We start from the raw sequence: 14,386 nt of genomic DNA, 5'->3' as shown, positions 1-14,386 counted from the left end.
TTATAAGTCCTAATTATACGATTCTACCAGAGCAATTTTTTAAAAGGATGTCATTTGTATTTCATTTTGGAGACAAAGAAACATAATTAATGACACTTACTACATATTTTACAGAACTTATTACATATTTTACGAAACTTACTACATATTTTCAGACTCTTATTACATGTTTTACGAAACTCACGACATTTTCTGGATATTAATGGATATATATTGATCAAATCAAACTATAAAAATAAGCCCACCATGAAATGGCAAGCTTCATAGAGTTCACTTATCTGACTGATAAAGGTTTTTCACTTTTCGAATTCAAAACAATTTCCGAAAAGTATTCGACTGTCCTCATTTCTTCATTGAACAAGTAAGAAGACTTCCATGTTTCCTCTAAAAAAACCTCCATTACCATGATGGCACGGCGGTCACCGCTTGCTGCCTGTTCAAGCGCGACAATACTCTCAAAAATTTTTACCATAAGTTCAGCAGCCTTTTTCGAGTGAAAGGTTTTATGGTCTGCAGATGCCGTACGTAATGATTTCGATAGGTTCTGCAATTGAATTAATTTATTTTCAACCAAATAAGTCCATTCGGATGGCAAAAGGGCAACTCCCCGTAAGCGTTGACTCATCTCTTCTAAAAACAGCTCTTCTGCCTTATACTTCTCGATTAAACGCAGAACCTCTAATCCGAGAATATTGGCCGTTCCTTCCCAAACAGTCAGTACCTGGGCATCCCGTAACAGTCTAGGGGTGACGAAGTCTTCGATATAACCATTTCCACCGTGCATTTCTATCGCTTCATGTGCATAATGAATCGCTTGTTCTGCCGTTTCTTTTTTCAAGAGGGCGATGTAGAGACGATTGAGAATGGCCTCTTTTTGACTTGCTTGATTATTCATGACCCGCTCAAATAAAGGAATATAAGTAAAAACGGTGCGGGTTTCAATTTCGAGCTTAACCGCAAGCCGTGTCAGCGTGTCCTTGACCATGGGATAGTTTGCGAGCTTACTTCCGAACGCATCCCTTTTTAAAGCATATTCCTTTGCTTCATAATAGGCTCTTCTCATAATTCCTAATGAGGCAACAGCATTGCAGACTCTTGATAGATTTAGAGCTTCCATCATATAGTAAAAACCTTTCGCTGGATCGCCCACAACAAATGCATCTGCGCCATCAAATTCCACCTCAGCAGAAGGGACTGCCCTGACACCGAGTTTATCTTTTAAACGGCGAATACGAATACCATTAAGTGTTCCGTCCTGGTTTCGCCATGGCACTGCAAATAGAGTCAGTCCCTTCGTTCCTGATGGTGCACCTTCTTTCCGCGCTAAAACCATAGCGACCCCGCACATACCGGCATTGGAGGCAAAGTACTTTTCTCCATAGAGTTTGAAATGATCCCCTTCTTCAACAGCCTTCGTCTCATTCGCACCGACATCGGAGCCTCCTTGACGCTCTGTTAAAAATGTCGCACCCTCATAATGTGTAACTTCACCTGTTGAGAGGACATGCGGCAAAAATCGCTCCTTAATATCTTTAAAAGCATATTGGTTTAGTAAATAAGCTGTAGCCATCGACAATGTGACTGGACAGTAAAATCCAGGCTCTGTTTGTGAGAGCAAATACCCTTGTGCATAAGAATAAATGTAATTTCCTTTTTCCCCGAGCGCTGGAATTTCTTTATGAACATAACCAACTATTCCGGTATTGTAAGTTTCTTCAACGGTTCTTCTGTAGCCTTCGTTCACCCATACTTCAGAAATATCTTCACCATAGGCATCATATTTGTTTAAGCGCGGCTGTCCTTCCCGGTCCGTAAACCTTGCCCGATCATCGACAGCAGTTGCACATTTCTCACCAAAGACAGTTAACTCCTTGTCTGCATATTCAAAAAAGGGTTGATCGAGTAACTCTTTAAGCAAGGATTGAAACTGAAAATCTTCTTTGTAAAAATTCATTAAATAACCTCCTGGTTTATTTTTCAGAATAATCAATAAATAAAGTATATCACTTTCTAATTCAGTTAAAAATAAGTTTAAGTTAAATTTGGACATTCTTTCTTTTTCATCCACTTTCAAAGTATAATTGGTTCAAATACATAAAGGGGAAATCTAAGTTGGAAAAGGAACAAGCCATATTTTTAGCTAACTGTATCGAATCCTCTAATTCATCGATCTATGAGATTAAAAAACTTGAAATTACTGGTGGCAGCCTCCAAAAATTTCATCAATGGACAAATGGGAAACCAACGTTAGCAGCATATGAAGTAACCAGGCCAGATAGCGATACGGGCTATTACTTTTTATTAATTGATTGGCATCGTAATGACAACTATTATTTAGTCATTTATGCACATGATCGGTCCACAACTTGCGCAGAGATACGACAAATCCAAGAAATTGATGGGGTCCCTCATATTGTTTGGGGATACAAACCATTTAAACGGGATGGAAAAAATGACCAAAGAAAAGCCTACTTTAAACAAATGTTTGGTTCAACAACCGTTCAAATCAAACTGCCTTCTACATTACTTGAGGTTGAAGTATTTTTGGGACAATTATTTAAACTGTGTCAAAACCGGCTAAAAGCAGACCGGATTGTTGATGTTTTTGACTTTGAATAAAGAATGGAGTGATAGAAATGACCACCTATAAAAGCTGTCAAAGCTGTGGAATGCCGTTAGCAAAAGATGAGCTTGGGGGCGGGACAGAAAAGGATGGAACGAAAAGCACCAAGTACTGCAGCCACTGCTATATGAACGGAGAATTCACTTTACCTCATATTACAGTTGCCGAAATGAAAGAAAGAGTAAAAGAAAAGATTGTTGAATTTGGGATGCCGAAGTTTATTGCGGGGATGTTTACAAGAAACATTCCGAAGCTGGAAAGATGGCATTCGAGGAAATAACAAAAAGGAGGCTTTGAGCCTCCCTTTTAGTTATAAAACCTTACTTAAAAACGCCTTTGTCCGTTCTTCCTTCGGATGATCAAATAATTCGTTCGGAACATTTTCTTCGACAATCAATCCGCCATCCATAAATATAACCCGATCGCCCACTTCTTTGGCAAAGCCCATTTCATGTGTCACAACCACCATCGTCATTCCTTCTTTAGCTAGCTCCTTCATAACCTCAAGTACCTCGCCAACCATTTCAGGGTCGAGTGCAGACGTTGGTTCATCAAAAAGCATGATTTTCGGCTCCATTGCTAGCGCCCTTGCAATCGCAACCCGCTGCTTTTGCCCGCCTGATAAAGAATCGGGATAGGCATCTGCCTTATCCTCTAATCCAACTTTCCGTAAAAGTTCCAAACCCTTAGCTCTCGCTTTTTCCTTTGGAATATTTCTTACTTTCATTGGTGCAAGCATTATATTTTCAATCACTTTTTTATGCGGAAAAAGATTGAATTGCTGAAAAACCATTCCCACTTCTGTACGTACTTTATTGATATCTGTTTTTTTGTCCGTCAAATCGATTCCTTCAATTAAGACATGACCACCGGTAATCGTTTCTAGCATATTTATGCAGCGAAGAAATGTTGATTTTCCGGAACCCGAAGGTCCAATTACAACGACTACTTCTTGATTCTTGACTGTAACATTGATGTCCTTGAGGACTTCGTTTTTGCCAAAGGATTTTTTTAAATTCTTCACCTGAATCATTCGGTTGCCAACCTCCTTTCAAGAAGATTTAACAGAAAGCTTAAGGAAAGTGTTAACACAAGATAAATAACTGCGGCCGCAAGATACGGTTCCCAGACTCGGAAATATTGTCCTTGCATGGCTCGTCCCCAATACATAAGCTCAGGGGCTGCAATTAAAGCCGCAAGCGATGACTCTTTTATTAAGACGATAAATTCATTTCCAAGCGGTGGAATCATTCGTTTAAAGGCTTGCGGAAGGATGATTTCCCGCATAGCCTGTACATGATTCATCCCTAGTGAACGAGCTGCCTCCATCTGCCCCCGATCAATTGATTGAATACCCGCGCGGAAGATTTCAGCGATATATGCCGCAGCGTTTAATGATAGAGTAAGAATTGCAGCTAAAATAGGACTTGTTTTTCCAAGAAAAAGAGGTACGACGGCAAAATGGATTAATAATATTTGAACGAGTAATGGTGTACCTCGAAAAAAGGTAATGTAAATGGTAAAAGGCCAGGCGAGGAGCTTATTTTTCATTATTTTCCCTAATCCGATGAATAAGCCAAGAATGGTACCAATCAAAATACTTGCGATTGAAAGTCCAATGGTTAGTAATGTCCCTTTAAGAAAAAAAGGAGCATATTCAACTAAAATATCCCAACGAAAATCCATACTTTAAATCCCCCTATTAAACAACAAGCTAATTATCGAATCTAACAACAAAAATTGCGTAACTGCTAAGTTAAGAGTTACGCAATTTAATAAGCAATATTACTGCTGATCCTTTAAGATCTGGGTATCCGGTTCTACTTTAAACCACTTCTTGTATACATCTGCATACGTTCCGTTATCAATAACCGCTTTTACAGCTTTATCAAAGTCTGCTTTAATCTTGCTTCCCTTTGGAAACATTAGTCCGTAAAATTCCTTAGCAAAAGCAGCTGAATCATCAATGACAACAAAATTATCTTTCGGGTTGTTTTTTGCATATTGCTCGATAACTGTGTTATCAGCAACTACAGCATCTGCTCCGCCGCTTTTTAGTTCTAAGATTGCTAGGTTATTATTTTCAAACTTTTTGATTTTATCGCTATTTTTGCCTAAAAGACCTTCAACTGCTTCTTGTCCAGTTGTTGCATTTTGAACAGCTACCGTTTTATTATTCTTTAAATCTGCTGCACTCTTAATATCACTATCTTTTGGAACTAAGATTTTATTGGTTGATAAAAAGTAAGGTACTGAAAAATCATAGGTTTGTTTTCTTTCATCGTTGATGGTGATGGCAGAAAGTCCAATGTCAGCGATTTTCTTATCTAATTCAACGAAAATCGGATCCCAGCCAACATGCACCACATTAATTTTATAACCAGCTTCTTTTGCTACTGCATTGATAAAATCGATATCAAAACCGACGACTTCCCCTTTATCCTGGTATTCAAAAGGTGCATAGGCGGCATCTGTTACCACACGCAATGTCTTCTTTTCCCCGTCTCCCCCAGTTGTTGTGCTTGTACTCTTACTCGTTCCACAAGCTGAAAGAACTAAGAGTAGTGCTACCATTAATACAGTTGAAAATAGTTTAAATTTTTTCATTTGTTCAGACCTCCAATGTTTTTTTATAAAAGTAATTATTATGAGTATTGATAATATTTTGAATATACATGATTATAACCTGTTTTGACTTTATATTCAATATTTTTAATATTTTACTATATTAATACTATAATAACCTGAAGTGTGTAGCATCGTAGAATAATGACTTATAACATTCCTCTGCACTACTCTTTAACATTCTGTTTTTACTTATGATATTACCTGTCACCTTCCTGTCATTGATTAGTTGGGAATGTATATTTATATTTAACTAATTGAGATGCATAGGGGGTTAAAAAATGAACGAACCATTTAAGGCATTAGTTATCGACAAGACGGAAAATGACTTTACTGTAAACGTAAAAAAAGTAACCATTCAAGACCTTCAAGCAGGTGACGTCCTAATCAAGGTCAGCTATTCAAGTGTGAACTACAAGGATGGATTGGCAAGTACCCCTGATGGGAAAATTGTAAGATCCTACCCTTTTATTCCAGGAATCGACTTAGCCGGTGTGGTGGTCAGTTCTAATGATTCACGCTTTAAAGCAGGCGATGAAGTGATTGCTACTAGTTATGAGATTGGAGTCGCTCATTATGGCGGCTATGGTGAATATGCTCAGATTCCTGCCGAATGGGTTGTACCATTGCCCGAAGGCTTGTCCTTAAAAGAAGCAATGGTATATGGCACGGCGGGGTTCACGGCCGCATTATCTGTCCAACGCTTAGAGGAAAACGGCTTAACACCTGAAAAGGGAAGTGTCCTAGTTACAGGTGCTACAGGCGGGGTTGGCAGTATCGCTGTAGCCATTCTTGCTAAACGAGGCTATCATGTCGTTGCCAGTACAGGTAAACAATCAGAACATGACTTCCTCATTGAAATTGGAGCGAGTGAGATTCTTTCGCGCGAGGACGTAACAGGCGAAAAAATCAGAGCGTTAGATAAACAACTTTGGGCGGCCGCTGTGGATCCTGTCGGCGGCAAAACGCTTGCCTCTATCCTTAGTAAAATTACTTACAACGGTTCTGTAGCAGTCAGCGGTCTTACTGGCGGCGGCGATGTACCTACTACGGTATTCCCTTTCATACTAAGAGGAGTCAATTTGCTTGGAATTGATTCAGTTTATTGTCCAATGGAAACCAGAATCGCCTTGTGGAAGCGAATGGCTACTGACTTTAAACCAGATAATTTATTAAATGTGATGAATAAAGAAGTATCACTCGAAGAATTACCCAATGATTTATCCTCGATCCTCAAAGGTGAGGCACGCGGAAGAACAATTGTAAAGCTGTAAATTCTTTTCCCCTGAGATGACTTTGGTCATCTCATTTTTAGTTTCATAGGTTGAAATATCCACGAAGTCAGAGAATGTCTATGGGCATTAGCCGTTACAGCTCCCATACACCCACATAATCTATAGGGTATTTACCACATAAGGAGAGATGCCCAATGAATCCGTATGGTTATTATCAAATGCCACAAATGCCGGTTGATTATAATGCCTATGTACAACCAGAACAAGTGAATTACTATGGTCAACCAGAACAATTTATTTCCTATGATATACAAGAGCAAATGAATCCCTATGTTCAGGAAGAACCATTTAATCCCTATCTTCAACCTGAACAATATGACCCAGCAAGGCAGCCACAGCAGGTTGAGCGCAGACTGAATCAACTGGAGAGAGCGAATGAACGTCAAGAAAGGGAGATCAATCAACTACAACGTCAAGTAGCCCAAATCGACCGAAGACTCCAACGCGTGAATCAACGCCTCCGTGCAGTTGAAAGAAGATTTAATTTCCCATTCACACCATTTGATGGAGAATACTAAGAGAAACTTTAAGGACCGGGCATGCCCGGTTCTTTTTATTCCCCAAGCATACATAGTCAGATTGTTTTACCCAATCTTGGATGGAGATTTAAAATTCCTGTCAGCTTATCTAACAAAACCACTGACAAGGAGTGAAAATTCAGTTAACTTTTCATTATAAACAAGGAAAGAAAGGAGGATTTCAAATGTATCGAAGAAATGATATTAAGCTAGCTGAAAGAATCCTTCAATTAGATAAGTTAAGAGATGAGTTATATGAAGAACTTATGAAAGCAATGGGATCTCAAGCAAATGAGCTTTTAAGAAGACTACAAAATTATTAAATTCAGTTTGAAGGGGTGATGAAAGTTGGCCACTCATTTGCGTAAAGGACTCGAACGCCTTAGGCAGTTTTATATTAAGAAGTTGTTAGACTCAGGCATGTCTAATTCTTCTGACCACGAGCTTTACTCTCTTACCTTCAATGAACTGGAAAGCCTATACAAAAAAATATTTCCCCCAACAAAATCATGACGAATGCACTCCATAGAAATTTCTTCTGAAAAACAAGTAAAATGGTTTGAATACCCAGTCCAATGTAAGAAAATCTAACATATTATAATATTAAATTAACAAATTGATTAATTATGCAAACAATAGGGTGTGGTGAGACGCAAAAATGGGAAAAGACATATCATATAAAGATAAAAAAGTGATTACAATCGGGATTGTTCGGGACCTCACCGGTCTCTCCGAACGACAAATACGGTATTATGAAGAACGAAAGCTTATTTTTCCTGAAAGGTCTGCTGGTGGAAGCCGCAAATTTTCATTTTCAGATGTTGAACTATTGATGGATATTGCCAATAAAATTGAAGATGGAATTCAAACACATGATATTAGGAAAGAAATGCTTCGTGAACAAAAGAAACACAACCAAGAAGATATACGCAGAAAGATGATTCAAGGGCAATTAAACGCCCAATTTGGTATAAGGAAAAAGTAAAGAGCTAACCTTCAATCCCATTCCTTCTATAGAGAATGGGATTTTTTATCGCACTTTTCTCCCTCCGTTCTGCCAACAACCGGGAGTTATGCCACTTTATTAAAAACCATGTTAGATTATCTTCCAAATTTATAGAAACTAATTCGGAATCATGTAAGAATACTAACATACCGAATGTTAAGAAAATTAACATCATTTAAAAGGGGGAGAAAAAATGGATACTTTATTCTTAATGAACAGTCTTTGGGTAATGCTAGGAGCGATACTTGTCATTTTAATGATCGGCGGGTTCATCCTGTTAGAAACAGGTTCCACCCGAATGAAAAATGCAGGACATATTGCTGGTAAAACCATTCTCACATTTAGTATTAGCTCGATTGTATTTTGGGCAGTTGGATTTGGACTAATTTTCGGAAAAGGAAATGCACTTATAGGATTTTCTGACTTCTTATACTCAGGCTATGATATCGATAGTTTATCACTTTCTGGTTCTGTTTTCTTTTTGTTCCAATTAGCTTTTGCAGGTATTTCCTTAACGATTGCATTTGGCGGGTTTGCTGAACGAGCAAAATTAGGCGTCTATCTCGTATTCGCGGTATTATTTTCTGTTATTGTTTATCCTCCAATTGCTCACTGGATTTGGGGCGGCGGCTGGTTAGCAGAGATTGGTCAACAAGATTTCGCTGGTTCAACCGTTGTTCACTTAACTGGTGCTATGGCGGCATTGGCAGCTACGATTCTATTAAAACCACGTATCGGAAAATTTAATAAAGATGGTTCCGCCAATAATCTAGCTGGTCATAACCAAGTATTTACAGCACTAAGTGTTTTACTCTTATGGGTTGGATGGTTCGGATTTAACGCGGGCAGTACATTATCCGTGGACAAAGGTTTCTTTGGCTTCGTCGCATTAAATACAAACCTTGGTGCTGCTGCTGGTACTGTTGCCGCAATGATTATCTCCTGGATCGTATTGGGTAAGGCAGATGTTCCAATGATGTTAAATGGTGCATTAGCAGGCCTCGTAGCGATTACTGCTTCTTGTGCATTTGTTGATACTTGGGCCGCTGTCCTGATTGGTTTTATCTCTGGTATTCTTGTATTTTATAGTATTCGCTTCTTTGAGAAAAAAGGAATTGATGATCCAATCGCAGCACTATCTGTACATGGTACTGCTGGTGTCTGGGGAACGTTATCGACTGGTTTCTTTGCCACAAAAGAATTAGCCACGGTCGGAAAACCTGGATTATTTTATGGCGGCGGCTTCCATCAGCTCGGGGTTCAAGCATTAGGCGTTATCGCCTCTGGTGCCTTCGCCTTGGTCGCATCCTTTATCTTGCTCGCCATTATTAAAAAAGCAATGAATGGCTTGCGTGTCACAGAAGAAGAAGAGATTATGGGCTTAGATATGAGCGAGCACGGTAGCTATGGATATCCCGAATTGCTTAAAGCGGAACAAACAAAGGCTTTTTAATTGTAATAATGAAGTGTGCAACTCCTATTTAGGGCTTGCACACTTTCTAGATTTTTTAAGTGGAGGTGATAAACATGAATGATAATACCTACTCAGCCATTGCAGAATATAGAAGATTTCACATGAAGCCCGTTGTACATGATCACTTTAAATTAAACGAACTTCATGACAACATGATTAAACAAGTATTGGAGATATCACTGAAAGAAGTTCTTGCTCGATATGGTCCGCCGCCGTCTACCTTTTCTTTCTTTGTGATGGGGAGTGCCGGACGTTTTGAACAATCTGTATGGAGTGACCAGGACCATGGAATTGTTTATCTCGATCCAACTACAGAAGCAAAAGCTTATTTTTTGTCATTAGGAAAGGAAATTTCAAAAGGTCTTTATCAAGTAGGCTATCCTTATTGCGATGGCGGTGTCATGTCAGGCAATCCGTTTTGGTGTAAGTCCCATTCCGAATGGGAGAAACAAATAAAGAACTGGGCCCTAGAGGCATCTTGGGAATCGTTACGGTATCTACTCATTTTTATTGATGGACGTTCTTTTTATGGAAAGCATCAACTCTTGGAACAACTAAAAACCTTTGTTTATCAAACAGTTCAAACGGAACAACTTCTGTCAAGAATGTCAAACAATACTCTACATTTCAAAAAGGGCATTGGCGTATTAGGTCAGCTTTTAGTGGAGACCCATGGGGTACATACTGGATCTCTAAATATAAAGGAGACTGCCCTCTTTCCATATGTGAATGCAGCTCGTCTATTGGCAGTTAAAGAAAATCTACAAGAGACCTCTACCCTATTAAGGCTAGACAAACTTCAGATACATGACAAGGATTTATATACAAATATGTTTTTAAAACTGTTAAACTATCGTCTTCTTTTTGCCAGTCACACAGACTATGATTCTGGTCACTATTTACCAGTCGACAACCTAACAAAAGAGCAAAAGAATGAAATGAAAGACATCATTAAAAATGGGGTAACTCTTCATCAAACTGTAAGAAAATTAATAGAAAAGGAGGGGTAACATGAGAATGAATGATTTAGCACAATACTTTAGGCTAATATCCGGCAAGCTTAGTTCTAATATTTATGCTGGGATTCAGGGACAAAGTAATCCTCAACAGCTCTCGTTCATCCGGCAGCTCCAGAAAGAAATGAAAGTAAAAAACAACTTAGATACCCCGCTTAACGAATTAGAAGTCGTTGTCTTTGATTTGGAAACCACTGGGTTTTATCCAGAAAAGGGAGATCGTGTCCTATCGATTGGAGCTGTAAAAATGATCGGTCCGCATATCGAGGATAATCATACTTTTTATTCCCTTGTTAAATCAGACCTTCCTCTTACCTCAGAAATTTCTACTTTAACAAATATTCATGAAGATCAATTGCGGGATGCACCAGATGCCAGGGATGTCTTAGTTCAATTTTTCAAGTATACACAAAGTCATATCCTTGTCGCACATCACTCTAAACATGAAAAGTCCTTTATGCAAAAAATGACATGGGATCTGTTAAAGACTCGATTTGAACATCGAATCATCGATACCTCCTTCTTAATTCGACTTTCAGATTCATCAATGAAATCATTACCACTAGAAGAAGTCTGCCATAAATGTGGGATTGTTATAAAAGATCGCCACCATGCACTTGGCGATGCAATCATGACAGCGCAAATTTGGTCCAGCTATTTAAAAATAGCTCAAAAAAACGGATATAGTAATTTACGAGAAGTATATGAACATCTTGCAAAGCTTTGAGCATATGAACACTATTTTAAACTAGTGTTTTTTTGTCCAGAATTAAAAATTTTAAGTTTGAAATATAATCCACTTTGCAACACCACCCTCTTACTTACCTCTGAATATTCCCTCGTTTCAATCCATTTCGAGGACAAAATAACCTAAAAATAAAAAAATTTCAAAAAAATTTTTTTCGCTGTTTTCCTTATCACAACAATAATGTAAACGCTATCAACTTTTTTGATTTATTTGAATTGTCAGATTTTTATATTGACCATGTTTTCGATTGGTTGTATGATTATCGAAAATAATCATCTATTCAATAACTGTCATAGCTCCTCACCATTTGGAGATGGGTATGGCAATTCTTTTAAAAAATTTGTTTAGTCATTTAAAGCGTTCTATCACAAAAGAGGAGTGGTTAGGTTGGGGAGTCAATGGATTTTCCTTGGCGGCGAGTTCGTCAAGAAAGAAGATGCTGTAGTTTCAGTTTTCGATCATGGTTTTTTATATGGTGATGGTGTGTTTGAAGGCATACGCGTTTATAGCGGAAACGTCTTTAGACTCGATGCTCACCTGAAAAGACTGTATGAATCAGCACAATCCATTATGCTGAATATTCCATACACACAGGAGGAAATGACTCAATTAATCGTCGAGACAATTAGAAAAAATCAGCTAGAAAGCGCCTATATTCGTGTCGTTGTTTCCCGTGGAAAAGGGAATCTCGGCCTAGACCCTTCTTCCTGCTCGAAGCCAAGCGTCATTATTATTGCTGAAGAACTTAGCATGTATCCTAAAGAGTATTACGAACGTGGAATTAAAATTGCATCTGTTGCGAGTCGAAGGAATCGCCCAGATGTCCTAAGTCCACAGATTAAATCACTTAACTATTTAAATAATATTCTAGTAAAATTAGAGGCTAATCAAGCTGGCGTTGAGGAAGCATTAATGCTTAATGATCAGGGTTATGTTACTGAAGGCTCAGCTGACAATATCTTTATTGTAAAAAATGGTGCCATCTATACCCCGCCTGTTTATTTAGGGGCATTAGAAGGAATTACCCGTAACGCTATCCTAGATATTGCAAGAGCCAAGGGCTTTGAAGTCCGTGAATCACCATTTACTAGACATGATGTCTATGTGGCTGATGAGGTGTTCTTAACCGGCACAGCTGTAGAAGTAATTGCAGTTATTGATGTGGATGGCCGTAAAATTAGTGATGGAACACCTGGTGAAGTTACTAAAGTTCTTTTAGAAGAATTCAGGAAAATTGTAACAACAGACGGAGTGGCTTGTTACCCAACAGGTTCAAACCATGCAATCGTCAGTTAGGAGCTAAATTAATATGCGTAGCGATATGATTAAAAAGGGAATTGATCGGGCACCCCACCGGAGCCTTTTATATGCAACAGGGGTTAAAACGAGTGATCTCGAAAAGCCGTTTATCGGCGTCTGTAACTCGTTTATTGAAATTATCCCAGGACACAAACACCTTAATCATTTCGGTGAGATTGTAAAAGAAGCCATCCGTGAGGCTGGCGGTATTCCATTCGAATTCAATACGATTGGTGTGGATGATGGCATTGCGATGGGACATATTGGAATGCGATATTCCCTTCCAAGTCGTGAACTTATCGCTGATAGTGCCGAAACAGTAATTAATGCTCATTGGTTCGATGGTGTTTTTTACATTCCAAACTGTGACAAGATTACACCTGGAATGTTAATGGCAGCAGCGAGAACAAACGTCCCTTCTGTATTTGTATCAGGTGGACCGATGGAAGCAGGTGTTTCGCCTTCAACTGGAAAGAACCTTTCCCTTACTTCTGTATTTGAAGGTGTTGGGGCTTACCATAACGGTACAATCAGCCAAAAGGAACTGCTTGACATTGAAAACAATGCCTGCCCTACTTGCGGGTCATGTTCAGGGATGTTTACAGCCAACTCAATGAACTGTCTAATGGAAGTATTAGGAATGACGGTTCCTGGCAACGGAACAATTGTTGCAACGTCAGATGAGAGGCATGAATTAATTCGTCAAGCAGCAAGGCATCTAATCGAATTAGTAAAAAAAGATATTAAACCACGTGACATTATTACTAGAGAGGCAATCGATAATGCCTTTGCCCTAGATATGGCCATGGGTGGTTCAACCAATACAGTGCTTCATACATTAGCCATTGCCCATGAAGCCGGGATTGAATACGATTTACGTGAGATAAACAAAATTGCTGAGAGAGTTCCTTATCTAGCTAAAATTATGCCAGCATCCGATTATTCAATGGAAGACATTCATCATGCAGGCGGTGTTAGTGCCATTATTAATGAACTTTATAAATTGGAAGGCGCCTTGCATGATAACTGTTTAACCATTACCGGAAAAACACTTTCTGAAAATGTGAAGGAAGCAACAATCACGAATGAAACCGTCATCCGGACAAAAGACAATCCATATAGCCCTGTTGGTGGACTATCCATCCTATATGGAAACATTGCTCCAGATGGTGGTGTAATCAAGGTGGGTGCAGTTGATCCATCGATAAAAACCTTCTTGGGTGAAGCAATCGTTTTTGAATCTCAGGATGATGCACAAGAAAATATTAATAATGGGACAGTTGAAGCCGGACACGTAGTCGTTATCCGCTATGAAGGTCCAAAAGGCGGTCCAGGAATGCCTGAGATGCTTGCTCCTACTTCCGCAATTATGGGTCGTGGATTAGGCAAAGAAGTTGCCCTAATTACAGATGGACGCTTCTCAGGAGCCAGCCGTGGTATCTCCATCGGTCATATCTCTCCTGAAGCAGCCGAAGGCGGACCAATCGCCCTTGTTGAAAATGGAGACAAAATCTTAATCGATCTTGAAGCACGCTCGATTGAACTTCTTGTAGATGATGAAGTGTTAGAAGAAAGACGTAAGGCATGGGTAAAACCAGAGCCAAAAATCAAAACAGGTTACCTTGCAAAATATGCAAAACTCGTTACATCTGCCAATACTGGCGGGATTATGAAATTTTAGAAATACCAATGGGAATTCGTAGTACCCCTCCCCTTCCTAAGGAAGTTAAGGTACTAAAAGCGTTAAATGAAGATCTTTTGACAAAAAAATAGCGAATAAAT

At 39.0% G+C, this 14,386-nt stretch carries 16 protein-coding genes; 12 read left to right on the top strand and 4 right to left on the bottom strand.

Annotated elements, in window-relative coordinates; genetic code table 11:
• Window positions 1-274 precede the first annotated feature (274 nt).
• Window positions 275-1,954 carry an acyl-CoA dehydrogenase family protein gene (locus tag CCK98_RS05890; RefSeq protein WP_088085725.1) on the bottom strand — a complete coding sequence of 560 codons (1,680 nt, stop codon included), beginning with the start codon at window positions 1,952-1,954 and terminating at the stop codon, window positions 275-277.
• A 158-nt stretch (window positions 1,955-2,112) separates the two neighbouring features.
• On the opposite strand from CCK98_RS05890, the gene CCK98_RS05885 reads away from it, so the two are divergent.
• Complete coding sequence (locus CCK98_RS05885; protein ID WP_088085724.1) at window positions 2,113-2,619, top strand: hypothetical protein; 507 nt, start codon at window positions 2,113-2,115, stop codon at window positions 2,617-2,619.
• Window positions 2,620-2,636: 17 nt separating this feature from the next.
• On the top strand, window positions 2,637-2,903 hold the full coding sequence (locus CCK98_RS05880) for a zinc ribbon domain-containing protein (RefSeq protein ID WP_088085723.1): 267 nt from the start codon (window positions 2,637-2,639) through the stop codon (window positions 2,901-2,903).
• 30 nt (window positions 2,904-2,933) lie between these two features.
• On the opposite strand, the gene CCK98_RS05875 is transcribed toward CCK98_RS05880, so the two are convergent.
• The 3 genes from CCK98_RS05875 to CCK98_RS05865 form a co-directional block, all read right to left on the bottom strand.
• Window positions 2,934-3,656: an amino acid ABC transporter ATP-binding protein gene (locus tag CCK98_RS05875; RefSeq protein ID WP_088085722.1), complete on the bottom strand. Its 723-nt coding sequence runs from the start codon at window positions 3,654-3,656 to the stop codon at window positions 2,934-2,936.
• Window positions 3,653-4,309: an amino acid ABC transporter permease gene (locus CCK98_RS05870; protein ID WP_088085721.1), complete on the bottom strand. Its 657-nt coding sequence runs from the start codon at window positions 4,307-4,309 to the stop codon at window positions 3,653-3,655. Before CCK98_RS05870 ends, CCK98_RS05875 begins: the two co-directional genes overlap by 4 nt.
• Before the next feature lie 99 nt (window positions 4,310-4,408).
• Complete coding sequence (locus tag CCK98_RS05865; protein WP_088085720.1) at window positions 4,409-5,230, bottom strand: basic amino acid ABC transporter substrate-binding protein; 822 nt, start codon at window positions 5,228-5,230, stop codon at window positions 4,409-4,411.
• 299 nt (window positions 5,231-5,529) lie between these two features.
• On the opposite strand from CCK98_RS05865, the gene CCK98_RS05860 reads away from it, so the two are divergent.
• The 10 genes from CCK98_RS05860 (at window position 5,530) to ilvD (ending at window position 14,285) form a co-directional block, all read left to right on the top strand.
• The gene (locus CCK98_RS05860) at window positions 5,530-6,522 is read left to right on the top strand and encodes an acryloyl-CoA reductase (RefSeq protein ID WP_088085719.1); all 993 of its coding nucleotides are present in this window, start codon (window positions 5,530-5,532) and stop codon (window positions 6,520-6,522) included.
• Between the two features lie 155 nt (window positions 6,523-6,677).
• Window positions 6,678-7,061 (top strand): hypothetical protein, encoded by a 384-nt coding sequence (locus CCK98_RS05855; protein WP_179195725.1) that lies wholly within the window; start codon window positions 6,678-6,680, stop codon window positions 7,059-7,061.
• A gap of 185 nt (window positions 7,062-7,246) precedes the next feature.
• Window positions 7,247-7,384: a hypothetical protein gene (locus CCK98_RS35150; RefSeq protein ID WP_179195724.1), complete on the top strand. Its 138-nt coding sequence runs from the start codon at window positions 7,247-7,249 to the stop codon at window positions 7,382-7,384.
• Between the two features lie 25 nt (window positions 7,385-7,409).
• Window positions 7,410-7,574: a Fur-regulated basic protein FbpA gene (locus tag CCK98_RS36980; protein WP_088085718.1), complete on the top strand. Its 165-nt coding sequence runs from the start codon at window positions 7,410-7,412 to the stop codon at window positions 7,572-7,574.
• A gap of 145 nt (window positions 7,575-7,719) precedes the next feature.
• The gene (locus tag CCK98_RS05845; RefSeq protein WP_088085717.1) at window positions 7,720-8,046 is read left to right on the top strand and encodes a MerR family transcriptional regulator; all 327 of its coding nucleotides are present in this window, start codon (window positions 7,720-7,722) and stop codon (window positions 8,044-8,046) included.
• A 214-nt stretch (window positions 8,047-8,260) separates the two neighbouring features.
• Window positions 8,261-9,520 (top strand): ammonium transporter, encoded by a 1,260-nt coding sequence (locus CCK98_RS05840; RefSeq protein ID WP_088085716.1) that lies wholly within the window; start codon window positions 8,261-8,263, stop codon window positions 9,518-9,520.
• 74 nt (window positions 9,521-9,594) lie between these two features.
• The gene (locus tag CCK98_RS05835) at window positions 9,595-10,551 is read left to right on the top strand and encodes a DUF294 nucleotidyltransferase-like domain-containing protein (RefSeq protein ID WP_088085715.1); all 957 of its coding nucleotides are present in this window, start codon (window positions 9,595-9,597) and stop codon (window positions 10,549-10,551) included.
• A gap of 1 nt (window position 10,552) precedes the next feature.
• Window positions 10,553-11,284, top strand: coding sequence for an exonuclease domain-containing protein (locus CCK98_RS05830; protein ID WP_088085714.1), 732 nt, complete (start codon window positions 10,553-10,555; stop codon window positions 11,282-11,284).
• A 408-nt stretch (window positions 11,285-11,692) separates the two neighbouring features.
• On the top strand, window positions 11,693-12,601 hold the full coding sequence (gene ilvE / locus CCK98_RS05825) for a branched-chain-amino-acid transaminase (RefSeq protein WP_088085713.1): 909 nt from the start codon (window positions 11,693-11,695) through the stop codon (window positions 12,599-12,601).
• Between the two features lie 13 nt (window positions 12,602-12,614).
• The gene (gene ilvD / locus CCK98_RS05820) at window positions 12,615-14,285 is read left to right on the top strand and encodes a dihydroxy-acid dehydratase (RefSeq protein ID WP_088085712.1); all 1,671 of its coding nucleotides are present in this window, start codon (window positions 12,615-12,617) and stop codon (window positions 14,283-14,285) included.
• Window positions 14,286-14,386: the final 101 nt, after the last annotated feature.

This window comes from Bacillus sp. OV166, assembly GCF_900177675.1.
Taxonomy (GTDB): Bacteria; Bacillota; Bacilli; order Bacillales; family Cytobacillaceae; genus Neobacillus.
This window is presented reverse-complemented; position numbering and strand designations above follow the sequence as displayed.

Bases quoted from the DNA above. Each gene is read 5' to 3' on its own strand.
- CCK98_RS05865 (WP_088085720.1), bottom strand. From the start codon at position 5,230: ATGAAAAAATTTAAACTATTTTCAACTGTATTAATGGTAGCACTACTC.
- CCK98_RS35150 (WP_179195724.1), top strand. From the start codon at position 7,247: ATGTATCGAAGAAATGATATTAAGCTAGCTGAAAGAATCCTTCAATTA.
- CCK98_RS05840 (WP_088085716.1), top strand. From the start codon at position 8,261: ATGGATACTTTATTCTTAATGAACAGTCTTTGGGTAATGCTAGGAGCG.
- CCK98_RS05835 (WP_088085715.1), top strand. From the start codon at position 9,595: ATGAATGATAATACCTACTCAGCCATTGCAGAATATAGAAGATTTCAC.
- CCK98_RS05845 (WP_088085717.1), top strand. From the start codon at position 7,720: ATGGGAAAAGACATATCATATAAAGATAAAAAAGTGATTACAATCGGG.
- CCK98_RS05880 (WP_088085723.1), top strand. From the start codon at position 2,637: ATGACCACCTATAAAAGCTGTCAAAGCTGTGGAATGCCGTTAGCAAAA.
- CCK98_RS05830 (WP_088085714.1), top strand. From the start codon at position 10,553: ATGAGAATGAATGATTTAGCACAATACTTTAGGCTAATATCCGGCAAG.
- CCK98_RS05870 (WP_088085721.1), bottom strand. From the start codon at position 4,309: ATGGATTTTCGTTGGGATATTTTAGTTGAATATGCTCCTTTTTTTCTT.
- CCK98_RS05890 (WP_088085725.1), bottom strand. From the start codon at position 1,954: ATGAATTTTTACAAAGAAGATTTTCAGTTTCAATCCTTGCTTAAAGAG.
- CCK98_RS05855 (WP_179195725.1), top strand. From the start codon at position 6,678: ATGAATCCGTATGGTTATTATCAAATGCCACAAATGCCGGTTGATTAT.
- ilvD (WP_088085712.1), top strand. From the start codon at position 12,615: ATGCGTAGCGATATGATTAAAAAGGGAATTGATCGGGCACCCCACCGG.
- CCK98_RS05875 (WP_088085722.1), bottom strand. From the start codon at position 3,656: ATGATTCAGGTGAAGAATTTAAAAAAATCCTTTGGCAAAAACGAAGTC.
- CCK98_RS05860 (WP_088085719.1), top strand. From the start codon at position 5,530: ATGAACGAACCATTTAAGGCATTAGTTATCGACAAGACGGAAAATGAC.